This is a genomic window from Neobacillus niacini (genome assembly GCF_023715785.1).
In the GTDB taxonomy this organism is placed as follows: domain Bacteria; phylum Bacillota; class Bacilli; order Bacillales; family Cytobacillaceae; genus Neobacillus; species Neobacillus niacini_E.
Genome location: NZ_JAMBOX010000006.1, coordinates 1 through 26,513, shown reverse-complemented (window position 1 = coordinate 26,513; position 26,513 = coordinate 1). Strand labels below are relative to the sequence as shown.

27 protein-coding genes and 1 tRNA gene are annotated in these 26,513 nt (G+C 45.2%); 4 read left to right on the top strand and 24 right to left on the bottom strand.

From position 1 onward, the window contains the following. Nucleotides 1-5: 5 nt before the first annotated feature. The 3 genes from rfbC to rfbF form a co-directional block, all read right to left on the bottom strand. The gene (rfbC, locus tag M3234_RS12545) at nucleotides 6-572 is read right to left on the bottom strand and encodes a dTDP-4-dehydrorhamnose 3,5-epimerase (RefSeq protein WP_262305044.1); all 567 of its coding nucleotides are present in this window, start codon (nucleotides 570-572) and stop codon (nucleotides 6-8) included. 63 nt (nucleotides 573-635) lie between these two features. Next, nucleotides 636-1,745: a CDP-glucose 4,6-dehydratase gene (rfbG, locus tag M3234_RS12540; protein ID WP_262305263.1), complete on the bottom strand. Its 1,110-nt coding sequence runs from the start codon at nucleotides 1,743-1,745 to the stop codon at nucleotides 636-638. Nucleotides 1,746-1,756: 11 nt separating this feature from the next. After that, on the bottom strand, nucleotides 1,757-2,533 hold the full coding sequence (rfbF, locus tag M3234_RS12535; RefSeq protein WP_262305043.1) for a glucose-1-phosphate cytidylyltransferase: 777 nt from the start codon (nucleotides 2,531-2,533) through the stop codon (nucleotides 1,757-1,759). Nucleotides 2,534-2,770: 237 nt separating this feature from the next. Between rfbF and M3234_RS12530 the strand changes: the two genes are divergently transcribed. Together M3234_RS12530 and M3234_RS12525 are read left to right on the top strand one after the other, a co-directional pair. Next, entirely contained in the window at nucleotides 2,771-3,538 is a 768-nt protein-coding gene (locus M3234_RS12530; RefSeq protein WP_262305042.1) for a hypothetical protein, read from the top strand. A 611-nt stretch (nucleotides 3,539-4,149) separates the two neighbouring features. Further along, entirely contained in the window at nucleotides 4,150-4,827 is a 678-nt protein-coding gene (locus tag M3234_RS12525) for a hypothetical protein (RefSeq protein ID WP_262305041.1), read from the top strand. A 51-nt stretch (nucleotides 4,828-4,878) separates the two neighbouring features. Here the strand turns inward: M3234_RS12525 and M3234_RS12520 are convergent, their stop codons facing one another. Continuing rightward, entirely contained in the window at nucleotides 4,879-6,168 is a 1,290-nt protein-coding gene (locus M3234_RS12520) for a glycosyltransferase (protein ID WP_262305040.1), read from the bottom strand. A 148-nt stretch (nucleotides 6,169-6,316) separates the two neighbouring features. Between M3234_RS12520 and M3234_RS12515 the strand changes: the two genes are divergently transcribed. After that, a tRNA-Arg gene (locus M3234_RS12515) sits at nucleotides 6,317-6,388 on the top strand. Nucleotides 6,389-6,616: 228 nt separating this feature from the next. After that, entirely contained in the window at nucleotides 6,617-7,219 is a 603-nt protein-coding gene (clpP, locus tag M3234_RS12510; RefSeq protein ID WP_066314571.1) for an ATP-dependent Clp endopeptidase proteolytic subunit ClpP, read from the top strand. A gap of 608 nt (nucleotides 7,220-7,827) precedes the next feature. Here the strand turns inward: clpP and M3234_RS12505 are convergent. The 20 genes from M3234_RS12505 to hprK all read right to left on the bottom strand — a co-directional run bounded on the left by M3234_RS12505 (nucleotide 7,828) and on the right by hprK (nucleotide 26,065). Beyond that, on the bottom strand, nucleotides 7,828-8,085 hold the full coding sequence (locus M3234_RS12505) for an HPr family phosphocarrier protein (RefSeq protein ID WP_066314576.1): 258 nt from the start codon (nucleotides 8,083-8,085) through the stop codon (nucleotides 7,828-7,830). Between the two features lie 77 nt (nucleotides 8,086-8,162). Continuing rightward, on the bottom strand, nucleotides 8,163-9,110 hold the full coding sequence (gene whiA / locus M3234_RS12500; protein ID WP_262305039.1) for a DNA-binding protein WhiA: 948 nt from the start codon (nucleotides 9,108-9,110) through the stop codon (nucleotides 8,163-8,165). Between the two features lie 147 nt (nucleotides 9,111-9,257). After that, on the bottom strand, nucleotides 9,258-10,241 hold the full coding sequence (locus M3234_RS12495) for a gluconeogenesis factor YvcK family protein (RefSeq protein WP_285858437.1): 984 nt from the start codon (nucleotides 10,239-10,241) through the stop codon (nucleotides 9,258-9,260). After that, on the bottom strand, nucleotides 10,238-11,134 hold the full coding sequence (rapZ, locus tag M3234_RS12490) for an RNase adapter RapZ (protein ID WP_262305038.1): 897 nt from the start codon (nucleotides 11,132-11,134) through the stop codon (nucleotides 10,238-10,240). The genes M3234_RS12495 and rapZ overlap by 4 nt, the downstream gene beginning before the upstream one ends. Before the next feature lie 22 nt (nucleotides 11,135-11,156). After that, nucleotides 11,157-11,615, bottom strand: a complete 459-nt coding sequence (locus tag M3234_RS12485) for an 8-oxo-dGTP diphosphatase (protein ID WP_262305037.1) — start codon at nucleotides 11,613-11,615, stop codon at nucleotides 11,157-11,159. Nucleotides 11,616-12,054: 439 nt separating this feature from the next. Next, the gene (gene trxB, locus M3234_RS12480; RefSeq protein WP_262305036.1) at nucleotides 12,055-13,005 is read right to left on the bottom strand and encodes a thioredoxin-disulfide reductase; all 951 of its coding nucleotides are present in this window, start codon (nucleotides 13,003-13,005) and stop codon (nucleotides 12,055-12,057) included. Between the two features lie 139 nt (nucleotides 13,006-13,144). Further along, a complete protein-coding gene (locus tag M3234_RS12475) occupies nucleotides 13,145-14,635 on the bottom strand; it encodes a tetratricopeptide repeat protein (protein WP_262305035.1) in 1,491 nt (496 codons plus the stop codon). A gap of 208 nt (nucleotides 14,636-14,843) precedes the next feature. Beyond that, nucleotides 14,844-15,473: a bifunctional phosphoribosyl-AMP cyclohydrolase/phosphoribosyl-ATP diphosphatase HisIE gene (gene hisIE / locus M3234_RS12470; RefSeq protein ID WP_262305034.1), complete on the bottom strand. Its 630-nt coding sequence runs from the start codon at nucleotides 15,471-15,473 to the stop codon at nucleotides 14,844-14,846. A gap of 15 nt (nucleotides 15,474-15,488) precedes the next feature. Next, nucleotides 15,489-16,250, bottom strand: a complete 762-nt coding sequence (gene hisF, locus M3234_RS12465; RefSeq protein ID WP_262305033.1) for an imidazole glycerol phosphate synthase subunit HisF — start codon at nucleotides 16,248-16,250, stop codon at nucleotides 15,489-15,491. Between the two features lie 15 nt (nucleotides 16,251-16,265). Next, complete coding sequence (hisA, locus tag M3234_RS12460; RefSeq protein WP_262305032.1) at nucleotides 16,266-16,985, bottom strand: 1-(5-phosphoribosyl)-5-[(5-phosphoribosylamino)methylideneamino]imidazole-4-carboxamide isomerase; 720 nt, start codon at nucleotides 16,983-16,985, stop codon at nucleotides 16,266-16,268. Next, nucleotides 16,982-17,608 (bottom strand): imidazole glycerol phosphate synthase subunit HisH, encoded by a 627-nt coding sequence (hisH, locus tag M3234_RS12455; RefSeq protein WP_262305031.1) that lies wholly within the window; start codon nucleotides 17,606-17,608, stop codon nucleotides 16,982-16,984. The genes hisA and hisH overlap by 4 nt, the downstream gene beginning before the upstream one ends. 92 nt (nucleotides 17,609-17,700) lie before the next feature. Continuing rightward, complete coding sequence (gene hisB / locus M3234_RS12450) at nucleotides 17,701-18,288, bottom strand: imidazoleglycerol-phosphate dehydratase HisB (RefSeq protein WP_262305030.1); 588 nt, start codon at nucleotides 18,286-18,288, stop codon at nucleotides 17,701-17,703. Nucleotides 18,289-18,476: 188 nt separating this feature from the next. Then, nucleotides 18,477-19,754, bottom strand: coding sequence for a histidinol dehydrogenase (gene hisD, locus M3234_RS12445; protein WP_262305029.1), 1,278 nt, complete (start codon nucleotides 19,752-19,754; stop codon nucleotides 18,477-18,479). A 1-nt stretch (nucleotide 19,755) separates the two neighbouring features. Beyond that, nucleotides 19,756-20,394, bottom strand: coding sequence for an ATP phosphoribosyltransferase (hisG, locus tag M3234_RS12440; RefSeq protein ID WP_262305028.1), 639 nt, complete (start codon nucleotides 20,392-20,394; stop codon nucleotides 19,756-19,758). Between the two features lie 34 nt (nucleotides 20,395-20,428). Then, a complete protein-coding gene (locus tag M3234_RS12435; RefSeq protein WP_262305027.1) occupies nucleotides 20,429-21,595 on the bottom strand; it encodes an ATP phosphoribosyltransferase regulatory subunit in 1,167 nt (388 codons plus the stop codon). A gap of 515 nt (nucleotides 21,596-22,110) precedes the next feature. After that, entirely contained in the window at nucleotides 22,111-22,647 is a 537-nt protein-coding gene (locus M3234_RS12430; protein WP_262305026.1) for an acyltransferase, read from the bottom strand. 5 nt (nucleotides 22,648-22,652) lie between these two features. Beyond that, nucleotides 22,653-23,303, bottom strand: coding sequence for a pyrophosphatase PpaX (gene ppaX / locus M3234_RS12425; protein WP_262305025.1), 651 nt, complete (start codon nucleotides 23,301-23,303; stop codon nucleotides 22,653-22,655). Further along, a complete protein-coding gene (locus M3234_RS12420; protein ID WP_262305024.1) occupies nucleotides 23,296-24,240 on the bottom strand; it encodes a nucleoside recognition domain-containing protein in 945 nt (314 codons plus the stop codon). The genes ppaX and M3234_RS12420 overlap by 8 nt, the downstream gene beginning before the upstream one ends. A 27-nt stretch (nucleotides 24,241-24,267) precedes the next feature. Then, the gene (gene lgt, locus M3234_RS12415) at nucleotides 24,268-25,083 is read right to left on the bottom strand and encodes a prolipoprotein diacylglyceryl transferase (protein ID WP_262305023.1); all 816 of its coding nucleotides are present in this window, start codon (nucleotides 25,081-25,083) and stop codon (nucleotides 24,268-24,270) included. Nucleotides 25,084-25,129: 46 nt separating this feature from the next. Beyond that, complete coding sequence (gene hprK / locus M3234_RS12410) at nucleotides 25,130-26,065, bottom strand: HPr(Ser) kinase/phosphatase (protein WP_262305022.1); 936 nt, start codon at nucleotides 26,063-26,065, stop codon at nucleotides 25,130-25,132. Nucleotides 26,066-26,513: the final 448 nt, after the last annotated feature.

The following is a 26,513-nucleotide window of genomic DNA, read 5'->3' as shown; positions in this document are numbered from 1 at the left end:
AGCGTTTAATTACTTCTCTCTTTACTTTTAAACTCCGAAAAGCTCTGTAGATTGTTGTCTTTTTCTGATAAGATCATTTGATCGATTAAATGAAGCGGCCAATTGATCCCGATATCTGGATCATTCCACATGATTCCGTCATCATACTCACCATAAAACTTCTCAGCGCACTTGTAGGAAACAATAGAATGTTCCAGCACAAGGTATCCATGGCCAAAGTGCGATGGTATATAAAGTTGATGTTTATTTTCCTCAGAAAGATAAAAGCCCCTCCACTCTCCAAATGTCGGGGAATCTTTTCTCAAATCTACAATCACATCGTAAATCTTTCCTGAGACACAGCGGACAAGCTTAGGCTGCTGGTTTACTCTTTGAAAATGAATGGCTCTAATAACCCCTTTATGCGAGTTTGTATAAAAAACTTCTTTTAAGTCATGGTTAATGCCATTCTCCTCAAAAACTTCTTTGGAATAATCTTTAATAAAATACCCTCTCTCGTCATAGGCAACAAAAGGCTTGATTAAAAACGCACCCTCTAAATCCAGTTTCTCAAATGAAAACCTTTGAATCATTTTTTGTCCCCCACAATCAAATAAGAATGTGATCCTATAAAACTTGTAACTCCTGTAATAAAATCAATACCCGGCACTAGTTTCATTGGCTTCCTCATCCTCATATTCAATAATCTGTGTTAGACATACGCCCCTAACGTCTCTTCCAGTTTTATAGGCCAGCGACCATTCGATCACTTTATCCAATGCGTAGTCCAAATCCCATTTCGGTTTCCAGCCTAATTCCGTTTTTGCTTTTGAACAATCTAATTTTAAATAATGTGCTTCATGCGGACCGTTGTTATGAACCATTTCAAAGTATGCCCCTGAACCCCACTTTTTGCATAATCGGCTGACAACCCATTCGACTGTTTGTTCACTTTCAGAATCAGGTCCAAAATTCCAGCCTTCCGCGTACTGGACACCTTCTTTATACAATTTCTGCGCCAATAATAAATATCCACTTAGCGGCTCCAGGACATGCTGCCATGGACGGATCGATTCGGGGTTTCTTATTTTTATCGTTTCCCCTTCCAATAGACACTGAATGCTATCCGGTATTAAGCGGTCCTTTGCCCAATCTCCGCCTCCAATCACATTTCCGGCCCTTCCGGATGCTATGGCGACACCATGCGTTTCATAGGTTTTAGGATTAAAAAAAGAGTTTCGATAACAGGCCGTAATTAATTCCGAACAGGCTTTGCTATTTGAATAAGGGTCGTAACCGCCTAGCTGTTCATGTTCCCGGTATCCCCAATGCCACTCCTTGTTTTCATAGCATTTATCCGAAGTTACATTTACAATCGCTTTTATTTTTTTGTTTTTCAGGTTTGCCAGCCTGATAGCTTCAAACAAATAAGCTGTACCCATTACATTTGTTTCATAGGTTTCGATCGGGTTTTCATACGAAGGCCTCACAAGGGGTTGTGCTGCCATGTGAAAAACAATATCCGGATTTGACTGTTTTAGGGATAGACGTAACTTTTCCCGCTCCCTAATATCACCAATAATGGTGTTTGTCAGCTTGTCTATTTCACACAACCCAAACAGACTCGGATTTGTGGGCGCCGGTAAGGAATATCCGGTAATTTCTGCCCCTAGATGATGCAGCCATAAACAAAGCCAAGACCCTTTGAACCCCGTATGCCCGGTAATAAATACTTTTTTTCCTTTCCAGAATTCTTTATCGATCATCATCCCACCCCCTAACTCCAAACTTTCCAAGGAGGGATTTCGGTCATCCAGAGCTCTTCCAAATATTTCTTATCCCGTAACGTGTCCATTGGGTGCCAAAATCCATCATGTTTATAAGCCATTAGCTGCCCCTCATTTGCCAAATTTTCAAGCGGTTCTTTTTCGAGTACAGTACGGTCATCCCCTAGATAATGGAACACTTCCGGCTGGAAAACAAAAAAACCGCCATTAATCCAGCTGCCATCACCTTTTACTTTTTCTTTAAAACTCTTCACTAATTGATCATTATTCAAAGATAATGCACCGAATCTTCCAGAGGGCTGGACAGCAGTAAGGGTTGCAATCTTTCCATGCTCGTTATGAAACTGTACTAGTTTTTTCAGATCCACATTCGCAACACCATCGCCATAAGTAAGCATAAACGGCTCATTCCCGATGTATTTCTGGATCTTCTTAACTCTTCCACCTGTCATTGTCTGAATACCCGTATTCGCCAATGTAATCTTCCATGGTTCTGCGAAATTTTGATGGATGTCTAATCGATTTTCTTTGCTAAAATCAACGGTAACGTCTGATTTATATAAAAAATAGTTTAAAAAATAGTCTTTTAACATATGGCCCTTGTACCCCAAACAAATAATAAACTCGTTAAATCCATAGGCAGAGTAAATCTTCATAATATGCCAAATAATCGGGTAGTCGCCAATCTCAATTAAAGGCTTAGGTTTCAAATGTGATTCTTCACTAATTCGGGTACCATACCCGCCAGCTAAAATAACTACTTTCATCCTCATCCTCTTTTCATCATGCTTTATAAAGGTTCCGGTTCTCCTCCAATCTGTAAGACGCCATATATAATATGATTTAATACACAGCTTGGTTGGATAGATGTAACGATATAATCCATTTTGGAGATTAGAATAGTTTTCTTTGCTCAAATTATGAAAATTAATGGATACCCGTCCAAACCCATTTACAGCTTGGTTCATAAAATACAAAAGGTTTAGGATGCGGAGGGGAAAAATTTGAATAGAAACAGATATAGCGGTTTTAAACCGAATGATGATTGGAGTAATGTCGTCAGCAGTGGAGAAGAAAGATGTTCTGATTGCGGCAGCAAAAAATGCAAATGTCATAAGGAAAAGGGTTGCAAAAAATGCGGTAAACAGGAGTGCAAATGTAAGCAAAAGGTTAATGTTGAAGTAAATATCAACAATGTTGCCGGTGCGACTGGTGCTACCGGAGCGACAGGGGCCACTGGACCTCAAGGGCCTCCAGGAAACACTGGGGCTACCGGTGCAACAGGAGCTACGGGAGCAGTTGGGGCGATTGGACCTACTGGCGCTACCGGACCTACCGGACCTCAAGGGCCTCCAGGGATGAAGGATCTTTGTTGCCGCTTTATATTGGAACATAGCACTCAGTTAGTGCCGCCAGCAATACAAGGAACTACAAATGTTTCCAAAGAACTAAGTGCTTGCATTGAAAAAGTATGTAATGAAGTGGTTGTTATCTCAGGAATACTTCACAAAGAAATAACTTACTCAACCTTTGATTCGCAAATGAACATTATCAACCATTGCTTGACTGACGAAGTTCCATTTCAGTGTTTAATAGACAGAGAGGATATCTCGGCGGGCGATCAATTTGAAATTAGCGACCTGCAGATTATCTGCGATGTCTTCGAAAGGGAAGCAAATTTTGGTCAAAAACAAAATGGGGCAGTGGTTGCTTTCCGTTTTGCAGAAAAAGAAGTCATAAAGGTTTGCATTAAAAAAACAGCTTCACCATAGCTGGCAAGAGCCCCTGAAACAAGGAACCCAGAGGCCTTTCCAACAATTATAATTTTTTATATAATTGATGGTTTTGTCCAAGCTTCCATTACAATGAAGCCATACAATATCTAAGAAAAACAGAAAAGCGAATTTAAGCAAATGTTATTCTGTTTTAATACTAACTTATAGAAAAGGAGTGCAATCATAAAATGCCAAAGATGTTCACCGGTTGTGATTTTACTAATCAAGTAGGCTTCGAAGCTACTTTTACACAAATCACATCTGGCCCAAATGCCGGTTGTGTAACATTAAGGGTAACAAACACATCTACTGTATCTTCTCCAAATGACCAACGGTTTATTGGATCTATCTGTATACAAGCGACTAGGAGTGGTCTTTCTGTAAATGGCGTTCCAAATCCTAGAGCGAATAATTGTCCAGGCTGCGGCAATACATTTCAGAATCCCGAAGTTGTTATTGATACAACTATGCAAGCCGATAGAATTTTTCCAGGCCAGTTTCGCGACTTTTTAATCTGTCCACCAGCTAATACACCTGCATTGACTGAGGCTGACTTTTTAGATGTAGCGATCCATTTCCAAAATGTCCCTAATGTTAACAGTGTATGTGTGCTTGCTGGCACTTGCCCACCTATTACAACGACAACAACTACTACAACTACCACTACTACTACCACTACTACCACTACAACTACTACCACTACTACCACTACTACCACTACAACTACTACCACTACTACCACTACTACCACTACAACTACTACGACTACTACAACTACTACATCTACAACTACAACAACCACTACAACTACTGCTGTTTGTCCAGTTGCAAATCCGCAAACTTGCTGTCAAGTAGTCGTTGAATTTTTAACACAACTCGTACCTCCTGCATTGGCAACAGAAGCAGGATTAGAGAATATTATGACTGAAGTATTCTTCGCGGAACCGCCAGTTGTAGAAAGTGTTTGCCCTGAAAAGGTTATTATTTGCGGTGTATTAACAAAACGAATCACGTTTACAGCAGTAGATGAATTTGGAAATCAAATGAGTAAAGAAATTTGTGACGAAAGACCATTCCAATGTGTCATTGATCGCATGGACGCAAATGAAGGAGACACATTCACTGTTTGTGGATTTGCCGTCTTGTGTCAAGGTACACCAGTAGTACAAAATGCAGGATCAAAACCAGGTTTAGGCGGAGTTGGGTCCGTACCTGTTGTTTGGAAAATTTCCGAAAAAGATATTGTAAAGGTTTGTATTCGTAAGGGCAATAACTGCGGCTGCTAATCACTTCCGAGAGTAATGGAGGAAATCCTGTGATTTCCTCCTTTTTACTTTTTAAAAAAAGCTGATTAACGGCTCCAATTGATTTTCCCAAATCCATTTTGGACTGTATCTTTGCCGCGCCAACGTTTTTGCTTGGATCACAGGTTCCTCCCGCATTCTATTCACAATAATTTGTCCATGTTCATTTAAATACGCTTGTTCAGAAGGTTTGTAAGCTTCATGGGTATCATAGCCAAAATTCCGTGCATCCCATTTCATAAAATAAGCATTCAGATTTTTCCCCAGTTCCTCCAATGCAGGCACCCTTTCATTTAATACAAGGAAATTCCCCTTGCTTGCCGCTTCCAGGACCGTCAACCCAAACGATTCAGAAAAAGATGGGCAAATGAATAGGTTAGATAAGCTGAATAGCTCTAATACTGCCTTTCGAGGAAACCCATTTTTAAAATCCTTCCTATCCGAAGTGAAAAACATATCTTCCTGTTTCAATCCTAAGGTGGCCCCTTGATTTCGTATGAAGCTTTTATAGTTCTTCGGTGAGATGTCACTGCTTGGAAAATCACAAAAAATGACCTTGACGGATTTTTCACAGGTCTTTTTGATGGCACCACCCAACATGGCTACCTTCTCAAACTTTTTTCCAGGCGTAAGCCGGCCTGGATAGACGATTAAAATATCCGGTGTTACCAAATCAATTTCATTGGATAATGCCTGTAATTCACTGCTTGCAAAGCTTAAAAGATCTAGACTGTTATTTACGGCCCGGCAGCGTCCCTCAGGAACATTGTATTGTTTCGCAAGAGCGGCCAGCCCCGACTGTGTCGGATAGACATAAATCGTGTTCGGCATGCCAGTATAACGGGCAGAAAAAGGCCATTTCGGATCGGGCGGACGATTGACTGGTGCAGAGTGGGTAAAAGCAATAAATTTTAGACGGGGCAATTTTTCCTGTGCTTTGCGGATTGCTACATTATGAACTAGATGCCAGCCCTGATAATGAATGTCATGCATGATGCAGACATCAACATCAGTTAATTTTCCAACCAAATCTTCAGCAATCACATTTGCTTCTTCAAAAAAAGTACTGTGTACTTTACCATCTGGCTGCGAATAATCCCTCCAATGAATTAGTTTTCCGTCTATTGAATTAACGACCTTTTCCCATTTAATCCTTTTATCCTGAAAAACACCATACAAATTATCGAGTGGACAACTTTCACTAACGAGTAACACCGGTTCGAGCCCCGCATCCAACATCATACGCAGCTGCTCCGCAACCACATTTACTAATGAGTAAGTGCTATCCAGTCCATTAAACATTGTAAGCAAGGCAACCTTCATAAAATCCCCCCTAAAAACATGACATCATATTATATACAAAGGGAAGCTTTTCCTGTGCTAGAATTATGCCATTATTCAAAGCTACCTTGAATAGACACTTGCAATTTCAAATAAAATATTCTATAATATAAAAGTCGCTAATAATTTTGCCCTCGTGGTGCAACGGATAGCACGTAAGATTCCGGTTCTTAAAATGTGGGTTCGATTCCTGCCGAGGGCGTTACTAAAAGAGACAGTCTAAAGAGTCATTAAACAAATGACTATTAGACTGTCTCTTTTCGTTTAATCAATTAGGTGGAAATTAGTTTTAAAAAGCTATGGGATTGGTTATGCTTATTGAGGGAAGTTGTCGAACAAATTTCGAGGTGAATTGTTTGACCTTTATTGACCATCATTGTATGATAACTATACATAAGCTTTTACATTTCCATTCAGAGGAGGAAGAAAAATGAATTTGATTCCTACAGTTATTGAACAAACGAACCGTGGCGAACGTGCATATGACATTTATTCCCGTTTGTTAAAAGACCGGATTATCATGCTTGGCAGCGCGATTGATGATAATGTGGCCAACAGTATCGTGGCGCAATTATTGTTCCTGGAAGCAGAAAACCCTGAAAAAGACATTACCCTATACATCAACAGCCCTGGCGGAAGCATTACAGCCGGAATGGCCATTTATGATACGATGCAATATATTCGCCCGAATGTATCGACTGTTTGTATCGGTATGGCAGCATCCATGGGTGCCTTCTTACTTTCTGCAGGGGAAAAGGGCAAGCGCTTTGCATTACCGAACGCGGAAGTCATGATTCACCAGCCGCTCGGCGGGGCACAAGGCCAGGCAACTGAAATCGAGATTGCCGCCAAGCGTATTTTGTTCCTTCGTGAAAAATTAAACGGCATCTTAGCTGAGCGTACCGGCCAGCCAATCGAAGTCATCCAGCGCGATACCGACCGCGATAACTTCATGACAGCTGAAAGAGCCAAAGAGTATGGCTTAATCGACAATATCGTAACACGCAACCCTATTGAAAAGAAAGATAAATGAAAACTCGCCGACTGACGAGTCCGTTAGGACGAAGACAGAGGCGTAGTTGAATTTATGCGTTCAGAATTTATGGATATAAATTCTGATTAGCTAAATAAGTTTGACAGTAACAACCGGCCCTTGATGCCGGTTGTTTTATTTTTATAAAATATAAATGCCTTGATTAGTTAAGTAATCAAGGCATAACTACTATCTATTAGTTCCAAAACAAAACCAATCATCCTTCATTCTTTTCACTTTGGTTTTCTTGGTTTTTCAGATGATTGTTTTGAGGTCGTAAAAATATTGGTTTCTTAGATTTTTTTTTCTGATCGGATGAATAATAGTTTCCAATATATGACGATCTTACATTGGAAGAATTACCTCCACAGCCACATCCCATTTTTTTCACTTCCCTTCCATTTAAACTTGCTGTCCTTGGGACACGAGAAGATCAACGTAGGTAATGCTTTAGTACATGTTCTATGTTAATATATGGAATTACAAAGGTATGTGCTTGGACCAATGCTCCTTTTTAAAAAGCATGGATTCCAAAAAAAAACAAATCTAAGATTGATTTTAGCCAAAATAAAAAGGTCCAGCCATCCACAACAGCCGAACCCTTCCTATTAATGATCTTTTTCAATAAACTGTGCCAGTTCGGTGATGGCTTTTTCTTCGTCATCGCCGTCCGCGATGATGTTGATTACCACTCCGGAACCAACCGCCAAGCTCATTAAGCCCATGATGCTTTTCGCGTTGACCTTTTTGCCGTCCTTCTCCAGAAAAATGTCGGCCGAAAAGCGATTCGCTTCCTGCACAAACAGTGCGGCCGGCCGGGCTTGCAGACCTGTTTTCAATTTGACTTCTACTTGTTTCTCCAACATGACAAATTCCTCCTCAAATATGTTCCTTTTGTATATATTATTCCAAAAAAATAAATTGACAATTTCTTCACAAAAAATTATTGCTTAGGCACTTCCCCGGCGCGCAGCTTTTCAGCAATCTCATCGATTTTCCGCAACCGGTGATTGATGCCCGATTTACTGATCGTGCCGCCGGACACCATTTCTCCCAGCTCTTTCAGTGTCACCTCGGTGTAGTTCATCCGAAGCTCGGCGATTTCCCGCAATTTATCAGGCAAAATCTGCAGACCGACAGTTTGGTCAATAAAACGGATATTTTCAACCTGCCGGAGCGATGCGCCAATGGTTTTATTCAGATTGGCGGTTTCACAGTTTACCAGGCGATTCACTGAATTCCGCATATCGCGGACAATCCGCACGTCCTCAAAGCGGAGCAAGGCGTTATGGGCGCCTACAATATTTAAAAACTCAGTGATTTTTTCCGCCTCTTTTAAATAATTAATATAACCTTTCTTCCGCTCCAACGTCTTGCTGTTGAGCCCAAATGTATTCATTAATTCACATAAGGAATCATTATGTTCCTTATAAAGTGAAGCAATTTCCAAATGATAGGAAGACGTTTCCGGGTTGTTGACAGAACCCCCGGCGAGAAATGCGCCGCGTAAATAAGAACGCTTACAACATTTCTTCTTGATTAGCTCTTCTGAAATATCGTGGATAAAGGTAAACCCTTCGCCGATGATTTTCATGTCTTCAAGAATTTCTTTTGCCCGTTCCGTCAGCCGGACAATGTAGACGTTGTTCTTTTTTAGGCGCATTTTTTTCCGAACGAGGAGTTCGACCTGCACCTGGTAATTCCTTTTCAATAATGTGTAAATTCTTCTGGCAATCGCTGCATTTTCGGTTTGAATATCGACAACAATTTTTCGATTAGAAAAGGAAAGGGAACCGTTCATGCGAATCAATGCCGACAGCTCGGCAAGGCTGCAACAGGGTTTCACTTCCAGGTTCGTTAATTCCTTTTTCGTTTCCGAAGCGAAAGACATTCCCTCACCTCCAACTGAAACAGACACTTTATTAAATGTAAACCCGCATGTAAACCCGCCGACTGGCAAGTCCGTTAGGACGAAGACAGAGGCGTAGTTGAATTTATGCGTGCGAAGCTGAAATAAAAAATAATACAGACACCTTATTTACGCTTCATAACGCTTTTTGGTTTCAGCAATTAATAAATTATATAAGATTTTTGCGACTTTTTTTGGATCATGCCGAAGCGCACCGTTTTCTAGGTTAGCGATGTCGGCGTGAACCACCTCAAGTCCAAGCTCGGAAAGACCCGGCAAATCGTAGGAAACAGGGTTTGCCAGTTCCTCTTTATAGCGAAGCTGAACATCCGGCGGAATCTCTTCATTATTCACCAGAATTGTGTTAATAAACGCACAGCTCATATGGTCATACAGCGCCCGCACATGGTCACTTGCTGAATAACCATGCGTTTCTCCAGCCTGTGTCATCAAGTTGCAAATGTACACCTTTTTGGCTTCCGAGCGGCATACCTCATCCCCCAGCCTTGGAACGAGGAGATTGGGCAAAATGCTGGTATATAAGCTGCCAGGCCCAAGAATAATCAAATCCGCCTGGCGAATCGCTTGAATCGCCTCCGGCAGCGGACGAATATGTCTCGGCGTCAAAAAAACCTTTTTAATTTTTTTACCGGAGTAAGGAATTTTCGATTCTCCGGAAACAATCATACCGTCTTCCATTTCCGCATGAAGCACGACGCTTTGATTGGCGGCTGGCAGAACCTTGCCTCGGACATTCAATACCTTGCTCATTTCCTGGATGGCATGGACGAAGTTTCCGGTAATCGAGGTCATGGCCGCCAAAATCAAATTGCCAAGCGAATGCCCGGAAAGCTCATTTGATGTTTTAAAGCGGTGCTGAAACATTTCCTCCACGAGCGGTTCGACGTCCGATAACGCCACCAGGACATTGCGGACATCGCCAGGGGGAGGTATATGAAGGTCATCGCGTATTCTGCCAGAACTGCCGCCATCATCGGCTACGGTGACTATCGCGGTGATGTCTACAGGATATTGCTTTAGGCCCCGCAGCAGCACCGGCAGCCCCGTTCCCCCGCCGATAACAACGATTCTTGGCTGACCAATATAGCTCATGTTGTCTTTTCCTTTCTCCTCTCAATGTCACGGTGTGAAACAACAGTTGTATAATCCTTTTGGAAAAATCGCCCGAGATATTCGGCTAAGGCGACTGAACGATGCTGCCCGCCGGTACAGCCAATCCCGATGACCAGCTGCGCTTTGCCTTCCCGTTTATAATGAGGCAGCATAAAGCTGAGCAGGTCGGTAACTTTTTCCAAAAACTTCTGCGTTTCAGTCCATTTTAAAACATAGCTGGAGACTTCTTCATCCATACCAGTTTTTGGACGCATGTGCTCAATATAATGTGGGTTTGGCAGGAATCGTACATCGAAGATAAGATCGGCATCAATTGGGATTCCGTGTTTAAATCCAAACGACATCACATTGACAGTAAAGATTTGATGATTATTCGCAGTAAACTCAGATAATATCTTCTCACGTAATTCCCGCGGTTTCATTTGGGAAGTATTGTAAATTATCTGGGCTCTTCCTTTTAATTCCTCTAATAGCTCGCGCTCAAGCTTAATTCCTTCAAGCGGTGAAGCTGACTTTGCCAGCGGATGGGACCTCCTAGTCTCCTTATAGCGGCGAACGAGTGTCGAATCATCCGCATCAAGGAAAAGAATTTGCGGGGTAACCCAAGAGGTTTCCGCGAGATCGTCATCCAAAGCTTTAAACAGATGGTCGAAAAATTCCCTGCCGCGAAGGTCCATGACAAGGGCCACTTTATTCATTTTATTCCCAGATTCTTTCATAAGTTCAAGGAACTTTGGCAGCAATGTAGGAGGCAAATTATCGACACAGAAGAACCCTAAATCCTCAAAGCTTTGAATTGCAACTGTTTTTCCTGCGCCGGACATTCCGGTAATAATGACCATTTGGATATCATTTGTCGAACCGGTACTCATTTGTATTCCCCCTATTCAATATTTAACCTGGATCTAATCGATAACTGATAAGCTGGAAGTCTTTGGTGTATGTAAAAGTACCGTAAATTATCCCTTTTCCATGGATCATGTAATCAAGAATATGATGGTCCCCAGCGGCCATGGGCAGACCTTTGATTTGGTCAATCGGATGCCACTGGAGCTTCCCTTCTTCTGATTCCTCGAGGTCGAGTCCGTCCGAATCCGTGGCCACAAACGTAAACATCATCCATTCTGAAAGGAGCTGATCCCCTTCCTTCATAATCATCGTGAAAATTCCTTTTAACTGTGGGTTCTTTAAGTATACGCCCGTTTCTTCACGGTATTCCCGGATGCAAGAATCCCGGACCGATTCACCCGGCTCCATCTTTCCGCCCGGTGCCACCCACCAGCCCCGCCGCGGTTTCTGCAGCAACAATACCTTATTATCTCTAATCAACACACAATTGGTGACCCGTTGCACAACAATTCACCCTCTTTATAAAAACGGTTGGTTACGCTAATATCCCAATATAACATAAATATTGATTCATACCATTATACTATGTTTAGAACACCGCCACAACGAATACAAAATTGATAATTCTGTTAATTATTTGTTAACAGTGATAATAGTTATTGGTGTCAGGCACCAATCTATGACTTTGCACCTTGTTAAAGGTATTATCACGGTTCCCCTTTTGCGTGGAGCACAAAAAAATAGCACAGGCTGCTGGTCCTGTGCGGAAAAGGTATATATTTTAAAGGGGGTCAATTTATATAAGCATACAATATTTTTGTTTCACTTCTGTTACAGTTGGGTGAAAAACGGGTTACTTTTTTCACTTTTTTGTTTACAAAATTTACAATAGGATAGTTTCCCCTTCGTTTCCGTGCTTCTTCCCTTAGTGACCCTATTACTTTTATTGCTTCAATTTCATTTCTTCCTTAAGCTCTTCCACATAGTGCTGTACACTTCGTGCGGCAATACTTCCGTCCCCAGTGGCGGTTACAATTTGGCGAAGCGATTTCTCGCGAATATCACCGGCTGCAAATATGCCCTTTACTTTTGTTTCCATTTCTTCATTTGTTTCGATATAGCCGTTTTCATTGGTAATGCCAAGGCTTTCGAATGGCTTTGATAGAGGGACCATACCGATGTATACGAACACCCCATCAGCAGGCAGGGTTTGTTCGGATCCATCAACTGTCGCTACCAATGTTACGCTGCCCACCTTGCCATCTTTATCATTAATTGATTTCACAGTATGGTTCCAGATGAAGTCTACTTTTTCATTGGCAAAGGCACGATCTTGAAGAATCTTTTGGGCGCGAAGTTGGTCGCGACGATGGACAATCGTTACTTTTGATGCAAAACGGGTTAAGTACACACCCTCTTCAACAGCGGAATCGCCGCCGCCGATGACATAAAGCTCTTTTCCTTTGAAAAACGCTCCGTCACAAACAGCACAATAGGAAACCCCACGGCCGCCAAGCTCTTTTTCACCCGGTACGCCGATTTTCTTATATTCGGCACCGGTTGAAATGATAACGGAGTAGGCTTTGTACTGTTTTGAACCTACGTTGACCACCTTGTAATCACCGTGGTCCACGATTTCCTTAATATCCCCGTAAGCATACTCTGCGCCGAACTTTTTCGCGTGTTCAAACATTTTGGTAGATAAATCCGGTCCTAAAATGCTCTCAAATCCCGGATAGTTTTCAACATCCTCGGTATTGGCCATTTGTCCGCCCGGCATTCCGCGTTCAATCATAAGCGTCGACAGGTTCGCACGAGATGTATATACAGCAGCTGTCATACCTGCAGGACCGGCGCCAGCAATAATGACATCATAAATTTTTTCTTCAGACATGGTTTTCACACTCCCTATATAAAAAAAACGATTAAGTCTAGTATTCCCGACTTAATCGTATTAAACATTCTATTTTAAGTCCAAAAATCTGCTCATCGTCCGCGGTAATTGGGCTAATTCTTCTGATTTTCCTAAATTACTAGTCCAGCAATTCATTAACTAACTTCGCATACTTTCCAATCGTCGCTGACGACACGCCGTAGCGGTTGGCCAGTTCCTGCTGTGACACCTTTTCACTGCGGAGACGATGCCAAACGTACTCCACAGCTCCGGCCCAGGCGTGTTTATTTTTCAAGGAGATGTTGGATTTGGCGACCTCTACAAACACCGAGAACCACATCAAATACAAGCCTGCTTCAACGGCGCCAATTGGCTGATAATTTTCGTAAAATAACTCAGCAACCTCTTGGGCCTCGGCCGTCCGGGATGGTTTCCCCGACCTGAGAAGCGAAATATATTCCTTTTCCAGCTTCGTAAACTTCTGATTTTGAAACAGTCGCTTTGAAGTAATGATTTCGTCTTTTTTGCTCGAAACCGATGTCAGGAAAAGGGCAAATAGCCGCTCCTCTACATAGTCACTTTCAAGCTTTTGAAAAATCGACCGAGACAGGTCTTCAAATCCACTGGCTGGCCGTTCGACATTCCAGGGCTCGTGACCTTCCTTATCTGGATTAAGCTCGAGAACCTTTTTCCATATCGTCACGGCAAATGTTTCTCGCCCTGTAAAAAACGCTGCATGGGATAGCCAGTAATAAAACGGACCATCGCCGTCAAACCCGGTTTTATATAATTTTTTTAACCAAAAATACGCAAGTTCATATTCCCCGACCAACGCGAACGAAGTCCCTAGCTTGAACTGATGCTCGCTTAGAAGCGGCTGGACCTTTTTCAGTTTTTCCAGCATCTCAGCAACATATTTTAGCTGCCCTTGGTAGTGGGCAAACACCATTTTGTTGCAGAACGCGTGCAGATTGCCCGGATTTCGCTTCACGACATCCTCCAGAATCGACTCCGCTTTTTCGTTCTTGCCAAGGTAAAAATAAGCGAGTGCCAAGTTATTGTAGGCTGACCAATATTCCGGATACTCCTCGACCACTTCATGCAGTAGTTCAATCGCTTTATGAAAGTAGCCCGTTTCCAACAGCTCGCGGGCCTGCTCTTGCTTGACGATTAAATCGTCCTGGTGGTAGAACTCCTCCTCCAAGTCATCCGATTCAAATGTCAAAAGCTCCAGCAATTCCTCGGCATCTTCGGAAAAATCTCCGTCCGGATCGAGTTCCAAATAAAGTTTTACATGGTGATAAGCATCTTTAAAAAATCCCAAATGGGCATAATTATTCGCTAAAAAATAGTGGCACTCCACCATTTCGTGCTCAAGATCTTCAAGGATGAGATGCAAGAGTCGGTTGGAATTTTCAAATTCGCCAAGTTCGGTTGACACAATCGCCAACTGGCAGGCAATCATCGGTTCACCCGGCTCAAGCTGCAGCGCCCGTCCCAGATATTTTTTTGCTTTGAGGAAATCACGTCGATGGTATGCCTTTATTCCTTTTTTGAAATAATATTCCCCCGTCGGGACAAATGTAACGATATTCCCTTTTTGCAGTCTTGCTTTAGCGTCCTTAACCATGAAGTCCTCCATCTTCCTTTTAATAACTTATGTAGTATAACACAATTCGGGCTTGTACGAGAAGGGATTGGCTTTGGTAAGGGGATGGGTATTTTTTGGAATGGGGGATGGGTGGGGGCTTTGGGGAGTGGCGGAATGCGATATGGCCAGATCGTTTGTCATTTTGGCCCAGAATAATTGAAAAAGTGACCAAAAAAACCGGCCCCTTTTAGGACCGGCCTTTGTGCCGTTCTTCTAATGTTCGCAATACTTCTTTAAATGGAAGTCCCTGTTCCACTAATAAAACTTGGAGGTGGTACAGCAAATCGGCGGCTTCCCACTTCAATTCTTCGTGGTCCCGGTTTTTTGCCGCGATGATCACCTCGGCCGCCTCTTCGCCGACTTTTTTCAAAATTTTGTCGACGCCTTTTTCAAAAAGATAAGTGGTGTAGGCGCCTTCCGGGCGTTCCCGCTCGCGATCCAAGATTACTTTTTCAAGAGATTGCAGGATTCCATAATCGGCAAGGCTTGATGTTCGCTTTGTAGCACCCTCGCCGGAAAAACAACTGACGGCTCCCGTATGACAGGCCGGGCCTCTTGGCTGCACTTGGACAAGCAGGGCATCCTGATCGCAATCGTACTTGATGCCGACAACTGATTGGGTGTTGCCGCTTGTTGCCCCCTTATGCCACAACTCCTGGCGCGAGCGGCTGAAAAACCAAGTTTCGCCCGTTTCCAGCGTTTTCGCAAGCGACTCTTTATTCATGTAGGCCAGTGTCAACACTTCCAATGTCTCGGCGTCCTGAAGGATGGCTGGGACAAGACCCTTTTCGTCGAAACGTATTTCTTCTATATTCATTGTCCATACTCCCTTTCAGCGAACCAATATTCCTTTATCACGCAAATAACTTTTGACTTCATGGATCGATGTTTCTTTATAATGGAAAATGGAGGCAGCCAATGCAGCGTCTGCTTTTCCCTTGGTAAATGCTTCGGCAAAATGTTCGGCGTTGCCAGCCCCGCCTGAAGCGATAACAGGAATCGACACAGCTTCACTGACCTCCTTTGTTAACGCCAGGTCGAAACCATTTTTTTCGCCATCGCTGTCCATGCTTGTCAGCAAGATTTCACCGGCGCCAAGCTCCATGGCCTCCTGAGCCCAGTCAATTACCTTTTTGTCGGTCGGAGTTCTGCCGCCATGGGTATAAACCCGCCACGTCCCAAGCTCTGCATCAAACTTTGCGTCGATGGCGACGACAAGGCACTGGGAACCGAAGTAGCTTGCCCCTTCTTTGATGAGGCCAGGATTTTGCACTGCTGCTGTGTTGAGAGACACCTTATCCGCCCCGGCGCGAAGGATTTTTTTCATGTCTTCTAGTGAATTGATTCCGCCGCCGACTGTGAACGGAATTGCCAGCTCGGAGGCAACGGCTTTAACGACCTCGACCATTGTTTTCCTACCCTCAACCGAAGCCGAGATATCAAGAAACACAAGCTCGTCAGCGCCCTGCTCATCGTAAAACCGTGCCAGTTCCACCGGGTCGCCGGCATCGCGAAGCTGGACAAACTGAATCCCCTTGACTACGCGCCCGTCCTTTACGTCAAGGCACGGGATGATCCGTTTTGTTAGTGCCAAAATAATCCCCTCCCCTTACACCAAAAGTGCTTCTTTTAACGTAAACCGCTTTTCATACAGCGCCTTGCCGACAATTGCCCCGCCAATGCCCTTTGCGGCGGCGAGTGCCTTTAAGTCTTCGAGACTGCTGACTCCGCCTGAGGCGATAACATTTTTGCCAGTTACTTTGGCAAGTTCTTGGACAGCAGTGATGTTTGGACCGGAAAGCATGCCGTCTGTCGCAATATCGGTAAAAATAAACGTCTCCGCTCCAGCGTCCGCAAACCGCTTGCCGAGCTCGACCGCTTTGACCGCTGAGGTGTCGAGCCAGCCATGGGTAGCGACATAGCCATTTTTGGCGTCGATACCGACTGCAATTTGTGCGCCGTATTTTTTAATCATCCCGATGGCGAAGTCTGGATTTGATACGGCAATGCTACCAATTATCACACGGTCGACGCCGTTTTCTAGATAATGGACGATATCCTGCTCGGTGCGGATCCCGCCACCGATTTGAATTTTTACATTATGTAGCTGTTTTGCTGCTTGGATCACAAATTGGTCGTTAACCCGCTTGCCGTCCTTGGCGCCGTCGAGGTCAACCATGTGAATCCACTGTGCTCCGTCTGCAGCAAAGTTGCGTGCCATATCAAAAGGCGAATTACCATAGACCGTTTCTTTTTCGTAATCACCTTGGAGGAGGCGGACGCATTTGCCGCCCCGCATATCAATCGCCGGATAAATGGTGAAGCTCATCGTACCGCCTTCCTTTCCACTGCCATTTTTAAAAAGTTATCTAGTAAGGCCATTCCCAATTTGCTGCTTTTTTCAGGATGAAATTGCATGCCGAAGATATTATTCCTTCCAACAACCGCCGCTACCTGCTCGTGGTAATCCGTTTTCGCCAGCAGCACATCGGATGTGCCGGCATCGACAAAATAGGAATGGACGAAATAGACGTACTCCTCTTCTAGGTTTTTTAGAAGCGGGGAGGGTTGCACAAATTTAAGACGGTTCCAGCCCATATGCGGCACTTTATACGGAACGCCATCCTTGGTTCGACCTGGGAACCTGCGAACATTTCCTGGCAGGAGGCAGAGACCTTCCGTAAAGCCATTTTCATCACTGCTTTCAAACAACAGCTGCATGCCGAGACAAATGCCGAGCACCGGCTTTCCAGTTGCCGCAAACTCCTTAATTGTGTCTTTTGGCAGCCGCTCCATCGCATCGCGAAAGGAACCTACCCCCGGCACGATTAACGCATCCGCAGCAAGCAGCTCCTGGTTATCGGCCGAAATAAAATAATCCGCCCCCAGCCGTTCCAAAGCTTTACTCACACTAAACAAATTCCCCATGCCGTAATCAACAATCCCGATCATCGAAATACATCCTTTCTAAATTGGGTGCCTGACACCCATAGCTGCATTACCAACGTATTTATCGTGCCAAGTTACTCCTTGGTGCCTGATTCCTAGAGCATTCCTTTTGTTGACGGAACGCCTTTGATGCGCGGGTCGATGGTGGTGGCTTCGTCCAGTGCCCTGCCTAGTGCTTTGAAGACTGCTTCGATCATATGGTGTGTATTTTTGCCGTAATGGACGATCACGTGCAGGTTCATCCTGGCCTCCAAAGCCAGCTTCCAAAGGAATTCATGGACAAGCTCGGTGTCGAAGGTTCCTACTTTCTGCCCCGGAAACTCGGCGCGCATCTCAAGGTGCGGACGGTTGCTGAGGTCGACCACTACCTGAGCCAGCGCCTCATCCATTGGCACAAACGCATTGCCGTACCGATTAATTCCCCGTTTGTCACCGAGCGCTTCGCGAAGTGCCTGCCCAAGACAAATTCCGATATCTTCAGTTGTATGGTGGTCATCGACCTCGATATCGCCTTTGGCATCAACGGTTAGATTGAATTGTCCGTGCTTGGCAAATAAATCAAGCATATGAGTGAGGAATGGCACACCGGTTTCAAGGTTGGAGCGCCCCTCACCGTCCACATCAAATACTAGTTTAATATTTGTTTCATTCGTTTTTCGATCAACTCTTGCCACTCGTTCCATGAAAAACACCTCTTTTTTTAAAAATAAGGCAGATTATATAAAAATTCTTTGGTTCAATTTGATATATCCGCGGTAATCTAGCATATATCCGCGGTGATTTAACATATATCCGCGAAAATTTAGATATATCCGCGATTTTTTAAATATATCCGCGGAAATTCCAATATATCCGCGAAGCTGGAATAAAGCTACTTCCGATCGTTTTCAAGTCTGATTTCAACGGCCCGAGCGTGGGCTTCCAAGCCCTCTTTCCGCGCGAATTCTGCTATTTTTGCGCCGTTCTCCTTTAATGCATTGCCACTATAAATAATCACGCTTGATTTTTTTTGAAAATCGTCGACGTTAAGCGGGCTGGAGAAACGGGCCGTTCCATTTGTCGGCAGTACGTGATTCGGGCCGGCAAAATAGTCGCCGACTGGCTCCGAGCTGTAACGGCCGATAAAAATGGCCCCTGCGTGACGAATTTTTCCAAGCAGCCCCATAGCATTGGCTGTCATAATCTCAAGGTGCTCCGGGGCCAATTGGTTTACCGTTTCTACCGCTTCGTCCATGTCGGCAGCCAAATAAATCGCCCCGTAGTCAGCTATCGATTGGGCGGCAATCTCCCGGCGGGGCAGTAGTGCCAATTGACGCTCCACCTCCGCCGCTACAGCTTCCGCCAATTCCGTAGAAGGTGTCACCAATACGCTGCAGGCCCGCGGGTCGTGCTCTGCCTGTGACAACAGATCGGCCGCCACTTCATCGGCACGGGCTGTTTCGTCTGCTAAAATAGCAATCTCGCTCGGGCCGGCAATCATGTCGATGTCAACATCGCCAAATACTTCTCGTTTGGCAAGCGCCACATAAATATTGCCAGGGCCAGTGATTTTATCGACCGCTCCAACCGTCTCTGTGCCGTAGGCGAGTGCCGCAATCGCCTGGGCACCCCCGACTTTATAAATCTCCTCCACACCTGCTTCTTTCGCGGCCACCAGTACCGCTGCCGGCAGCTTTCCGTCTCGGTCAGGCGGCGAGACCATTACAATTCGTTTGACTCCAGCAACCTTCGCCGGGATGACATTCATCAGCACTGACGAGGGGTAGGCCGCTGTCCCCCCCGGCACATATACTCCAACCGAATCTAACGGGGTAACCTTTTGCCCCAGAATCGTGCCGTTCTCTTCGGTCATCATCCATGACGGGCGTAGCTGTTTCTCATGATACGTCCGGATATTCTGGGCTGCCTCGCGGACAATCGAAATAAATTGCTCGTCCATTCGCTCATAGGCGTCGGCGATTTCTTTTTCATCAACAGAAAAAGCAGCCAGCGGCACGCTGTCAAATTTTTCTGTATACTCCCTTAATGCTGCATCACCGCGCTCACGCACATCGGAGATGATTCTTTTTACAATAGCATGTTGATCCGAGTTTCCAGATTCAATTGAACGCTTCAGCGAAATCTGTTCATTTACTTTTACGATTTTCATCTTAAAATTCCTCCGTGGAGACAACTTGATGAAGCCGGGCAACCAGGTCGTCAATCAGTGAATCTTTCAATCGGTAGCTGACGGGATTGACAATCAGCCTCGATGTGACATCTTCGATTCTTTCGTACTCGACAAGCCCGTTTTCCTTTAACGTCCGGCCGGTGGAAACGATGTCGACAATCCGATCTGAAAGCCCGATTAACGGGGCCAGTTCGATTGAGCCGTTCAGTTTGATGATTTCAACCTGCTCCCCCTGCTCGCGAAAATAAGCTTCAGCGACATTTGGATATTTCGTCGCCACTCTTGGGGCTACGTCATTCATTTTCGTATCCGGCATGCCGGCGACCGCCAAATAGCAGGTGCTGATTTTTAGATCCAGAAGTTCGTATACATCGCGCTCTTCTTCGAGCAGCACATCCTTACCGGCAATTCCGACATCGGCCACGCCGTGCTCGACGTAGGTGGCCACATCCATCGGTTTTGCCAGAATAAAACGCAGCTCTTCTTCGGGAACATCGATAATTAATTTTCGCGATTCGTCCAATTCCGGAGGCAGCCTGTAGCCAGCTTTTCGCAGCAGTTCCGCCGCTTCTTCAAAAATCCGTCCCTTTGGCATCGCGATTGTCAAAACGTTTTTCATCGTACGGCACCTCCGGGGAATCGTTTTTCGAACATCACTGCCCACCTCCGATTAAAAAGGTCGTCTCGGCGAATTTTTTTGTAAAGGCATCAGGGTTCTTCACACCAGTAATATCTTGAAGTACCGCCTGTTTACCCTCTTCATGCAGCTTTTTGGCAAGCTGGAAAGCTTCACGGCGCCGCTCCTGGCTGTAAAAAATGCAGTGCGTCACGGTTTCAGTTTTCCCGCCGCCAAGGGCCTCGAGCAGCATATCGGTCCGAACCGCAAACCCGGTTGCCGTGGCATTTTTTCCAAATTTCTCAAGCAGACTGTAGCGGCCGCCGTTGCCAATCGGAAAGCCGACGTTCCCTGCGTAAACCTCAAAGAGAATTCCAGTGTAGTAGCTCATATGGCTGACGATGGAAAAATCAAATTTCACATGCGCCTCGACACCGTAATCCTTGATTACCTTCCAAAGTTCCTGGATTTCGAGAATCGCCTGCTTACCCTTGTCGTTCTCGATAATTTCCAGAGCCTGGCCGATGACCTCTTCCCCACCCCTTAATTGGAGCAGCTTGAGCAGCCTTTGCTTGTCAATCGAAGATAGATTAAGCGATTGGACATTTTCACGGTAACCGACGTAATTTTTTTCAAATAAAAATTTACGCAATGCCGTTGCCCGTCCGTTCGTCCCTAGGATTTGCATGAATAATTCCTGGGCAAAACCGACATGGCCGACCGATACCTGAAATTGCTGTAAGCCTGCTTTTTTTAATGAAGAAATCAGTAGGGCGATGACTTCACCGTCGCAAGAAATCGTCTTGTCGTTTATATACTCCACACCGATTTGCTCAAACTCTGCCGGACGGCCGCCTTCGCGCTGCTGGGCCCGGTAGACGTTGGCCGAGTAAGCGAGCCTGACGGGTAGGTCTTCGTTTAATAGCTTGGCAGCAGCAACCCGGGCGATCGGGGTCGTCATTTCCGGCCTTAGTACGAGTGTATGCCCTTCCTTGTCGAGCAATTTAAAAAGCTGGGCATCGCCAATGGCCGAGGCGGCGCCCACCGTTTCATAGTATTCAAGAGTAGGGGTTTCGATAAATTGGTAGCCCCAAAGCTTCATCGTCTCCGCAATGGACGAGCGGACACGATGCTTTTTTTCGAGCAGTTCCGGGAGCGTGTCCCGCATGCCCAAAGGCTTTTCAAACATAAACAAGCGGCTCATTGTGCTCATTCCTTTTCGTTTGCTTTAGTCTGCTAATATATTAGAGGAATAAAGTTAATTATTAGTAGTTTAACGCTTGGGTAGGGTTTCGTCAACCGAAAAAAGTTCGGACGGTGACCTGCTTGAAAGTTATTCGCCGAAATTGTCTGGTTATTCGCCAATCGTTGGAGGATATTCGCCGAATGTAGTGTGTTAATCGCCGAAAATGGTAACTTATTCGCCGAATCAAGTAACTTATTCGCCAAGCCTTAATTAAAGCGTACCTCTAGAAGGGTAATTCTTGCAAATCTGGAATATATTTTACCGGACCCCTGATTTATTTCGCCGAACTTGCTATGTATTTCGCCGAACTAGGCCTGTATTTCGCGCAAAACAGACTACATTTCGCCGAATTCGGAAGAGATTTCGCCAAACCTTGTTTGGCGCATCGAATCTAATCCCAGAATCCGCATATTTCGCAAAAGATTCCGGCAAAACAGCAAAAAACCCGGTCACATCCAATGACCGGGCAGAAACTAAATATTCTTTTTTCCATAAATCGGGTCATCAGCCCAGCGTTCGGTGAGCTGTTCCCTCGTATAGACCATCCTCATCGGGTTGCCGCCGACGAAGCTGCCGGCCGGGACGTCCTTGTGTACCAAAGTGCCGGCAGAAACAATGGCGCCGTCGCCAATTGTGACACCGGGCATAATCGTCGAATTTGCGCCAATCATGACCTCATTCCCAATCACGACGTCACCGAGCCGATATTCTTTAATTAGATACTCGTGCGCCAGGATGGTCGTGTTGAAGCCGATCACCGCGTTGCGGCCGACGCTGATTTTTTCCGGGAACATAATATCAGGCATGACCATTAAAGCGAATGCAGTCTGCTCTCCGACTTTCATCCGGAGAAACGTGCGGTACAGCCAATTTTTCATGCCCAAAAACGGCGTATAACGCGCAATCTGAATCACGATAAAATTTTTGGCGACCTTCCAAAATGACACGGTTTTATATATTTGCCACAGCGAGTTTGCCCCTTCGACAGGGTAGCGTGTCGTGTTCCTCATTTTACTTATACCTCGAGAATGGTTAATAAATCAGTCATATTCTCTAGAATGTAATCAGGCTCATATTTAGCAATGTAGTCACGGCCTTTGATTGACCAGGCAACCCCGACCGTCACGGTGCCGGCATTTCTCCCGGCTAAAATATCATGATAATTGTCGCCGACCATCACGGCCTCTGCAGGACTCGAACCCAGTTCTTCCAATGCTTTAAAAATCGGCTCCGGGTCAGGCTTTACTTTTTCAACATGATCCAAGGCAATGACCACTTCAAAAAATTTGTCCAAACCCGTTAACCGCAGCCCTTTCAAGGCAACATCGTGCCGCTTTGTTGTGACAATCGCCAGCTTATAACCTTTTTCATATAACGTTTGAATTGTTTCGAATACACCCTCAAATTCTTTCACAAGCACGTCATGGTTCGCAATATTAAAGGTGCGGTATACCTTCACCATTTCCTCTACACGGTCTGGGTCAGCCCCAACCGTACTAAATGCCTCATGCAGCGTCGGCCCCATGAACGGCAGGACATCCTCACGCTGAAATTGTCCGGGATAATATTTTTCAAGTGTATGCAGGTAAGAGGTAATAATCAGTTCATTCGTATCGATTAATGTTCCATCCAAATCAAACAGCAGAGTGGTCATTTTGTTATTCATAGCTTGCTTCCTTTCGTTTTAACATTCCAGTGCGCCGCCAAATTGTACCGACAATCAGTGTGAGCGTAATCGCTACTCCAAGCCGGATGAGGAACAGCGGCCAGACCGGAATGCCCAGCGGTACGAAAATCAGCGTATCCTCAACAACGGCATGACAGGCAACCAGAAAAATAAATGCCAATGTTACGTCTTTTTTGCTGACCCCATCCTCTTGAACGGCCTGAATCATCACGCCAGCGCCGTAAGCAAGGCCAAACAATAATCCTGCCGCCATAGTGGTCGAGGTGTTTTCCTGCATGCCAAGAGACCTCGTAATCGGCGCCATTATCTTGGAAAACTTATTCAGCCATTGAATATCCTTCAGAAATTGAATCACGATCATTAGGGGAATGACGATCAGCGCCAGCTGCAGAATGCCAAGCCCTGCTTTTTCAAGCCCTTGTAATAGAATCTCCACTAACCCGGAGGCCTGTGCCGTATTTGTCTCAATCAAACCATATTTGGCCTGCTCGCTGCCGCCATGCCAGACCAGATTAATCACAGCTGCCGAAACAAAGGCAAGGCCAAGCCTGGTTGTCAATATAATCCAGATCTTGACGCCCGCTTTCATGGCGACCCCGGATTCAATAAACAAGTTATGTGAAAATGACAGCATTACTGCCAGGATGAATACTTCTTTAACCGAAAAATCGAGCGTCAAAATCGCGCCAATCGCCGCGTATAGGTTTAAGAAATTTCCGAGCACGAGCGGAATGGCTGCATCCCCTGACAGGCCAATCAACTTCATTAGCGGAGAAATAACTTTGATAATCCACGGCAAAACCGGCGTATACTGCAGTACTGCCACAATGAGTGTAACAGGAAAAATGACTTTCCCTAATGTCCATGTTGTTTTTAAACCAACCAATAGTCCTTTTTTTACTGAGTTGACTAGCATTTCTCCCGCGCTCCCCTTTAGATGTCTCTAGTTTTCCTGCGCCAAATAGCGAGTTTCAGAAAGCCGCGCTACTCGGCGGTAAATCACGATTGCAACAGCGCCAATGATTAACGCAATCGAGATGGTTTGCGCCATCCTCAGGCCTCCCAACATCAGGCTGTCAGTCCGCATCCCCTCGATGAAAAAGCGCCCAACCGAGTACCAAATCACATAGGTTAAAAACATTTCCCCGCGGCGCAGGTTGACGCGGCGCAGCAAAATCAACAGAATAAACCCGGCGAGGTTCCAAATCGATTCGTATAAAAAGGTCGGGTGGTAGTAGGTGCCGTTGATGTACATTTGATTAATGATAAAGTCCGGCAGGTGCAGGTTTTCCAAAAACGCCCGCGACACCTCACCGCCGTGGGCCTCCTGGTTCATAAAGTTGCCCCATCGCCCGATTGCCTGGCCAAGAATAATGCTCGGTGCGGCAATATCGGCTAGCTTCCAAAACGAAATCCCGCGTTTTTTTGCAAACACGTACGCCGTCACAACAGAACCGATCAGCGCTCCGTGAATCGCAATCCCGCCATTCCAGATTTGCGGAATGGCCCCAAGGTTGTTTTTATAAAAATCCCATTCAAAAATAACGTAATAAATCCGGGCGGAAATAATCGCAATCGGAATTGCCCATAGCATCAGGTCGGCAAACGTGTCCTTTGGCAGGCCGCGGCGGTCACCTTCACGAATCGCTAGATATAGAGCAAGTGCCAGACCGGAACCAATAATGATGCCATACCAATGCACCGGAATCGGCCCAAGCGAAAAGGCAATCGGGTTAAGCGGCTGAATATTTTCGTTCATATTTCATCTCCTCTTCCTGTTAAAACTGTTACTAGTGCATCGTTATTTACATTTCCTCATGTTCGCCATCTTCGATGACATCGGAAAGCCGCTCGGTAAACTGCTGTGCAGCATTCACGCCCATCCGCTTGAGGCGGTAGTTCATTGCCGCTACCTCGATAATGACAGCGAGGTTCCGGCCAGGGCGAACCGGGACGGTCAGTTTAGTCACTTCAGTATCGATGATTTTCATTTTTTCCTCGTCCAAACCAAGTCGGTCATATTGCTTTTTCGGGTCCCATAATTCCAAATTGATGACCAGCGTAATCCGCTTATTGCTGCGGACCGCACCGGCACCAAACAGCGTCATCACATTGATAATTCCCAAACCGCGAATTTCCAGCAGATGTTCAATCAATTCCGGCGAGGTCCCGACCAAGGTATCCTGGTCTTCCTGACGGATTTCGACGCAGTCATCGGCGACAAGCCTGTGGCCGCGCTTGACCAATTCAAGGGCAGTTTCGCTTTTACCGACGCCGCTTTTTCCGGTGATGAGCACACCAATTCCGTAAATATCGACGAGAACCCCGTGAACAGCCGTGGTTGGGGCCAGCTTGCTTTCCAAATAGTTGGTCAGGCGGCTGGAAAAACGGGTTGTTTTCAGGGGTGTTCTCAGAACGGGCACGGATTCGCGCTCGGAGGCCTCAATCAGTTCCTTTGGAACCTCCAAGCCCCGGGTGATAATGATGGCCGGGGTGATGTCGGTGCAAAGTCGCTCCATCCTGGATTCCTTATCCCGCTCGGAAAGCCCTTCAAAAAAAGTAAGCTCGGTCATTCCAAGCAGCTGGATCCGTTCGGCAGGATAGTATTCGAAATAACCGGCAATCTCAAGACCCGGCCGAGAAATATCACTCATCATAATCGGGCGGTTAATTCCTTCTTCACCACCGATTAATTCCAAATCAAACTTTTCAAGAATATCCTTGGTACGTACTTTTAACAAGGAAATGTCCTCCTTCAATAATGAAAACTTCAGCTGTTTTCTATGTAAAAACCAATTTCCTCTTATTTTAACATTTTTTTTATAAGAACCATACTTTTGTGGATTAAATGAAAACTCGCCGATTGGCGAGGCCGTCAGGACGAAGACAGAGGCGTAGTTGAATTTATGCGTGCGAAGCTGAGAGAAAAAATTTGGTAAAAATTTTATACTTTCATATTAGCTAAAAAACAAAAGGTCGGATTTGAATCTTTGCACCGTGCAAAACGTCTCTTCGGTGCCTGACACCATTTGGAGAACATAAAAAAGGTGCGGCTGCTTCATATGATATGCTCCCTATAAGGTAGACAGATGAAATAATAAAAATCTGTTTACTTTATTAGGGGGCTTTTTCTATGGCAAAAAGAGTTTACTCAGCACAGGAAAAACATGAGTTAATTGTGGCGTTTGA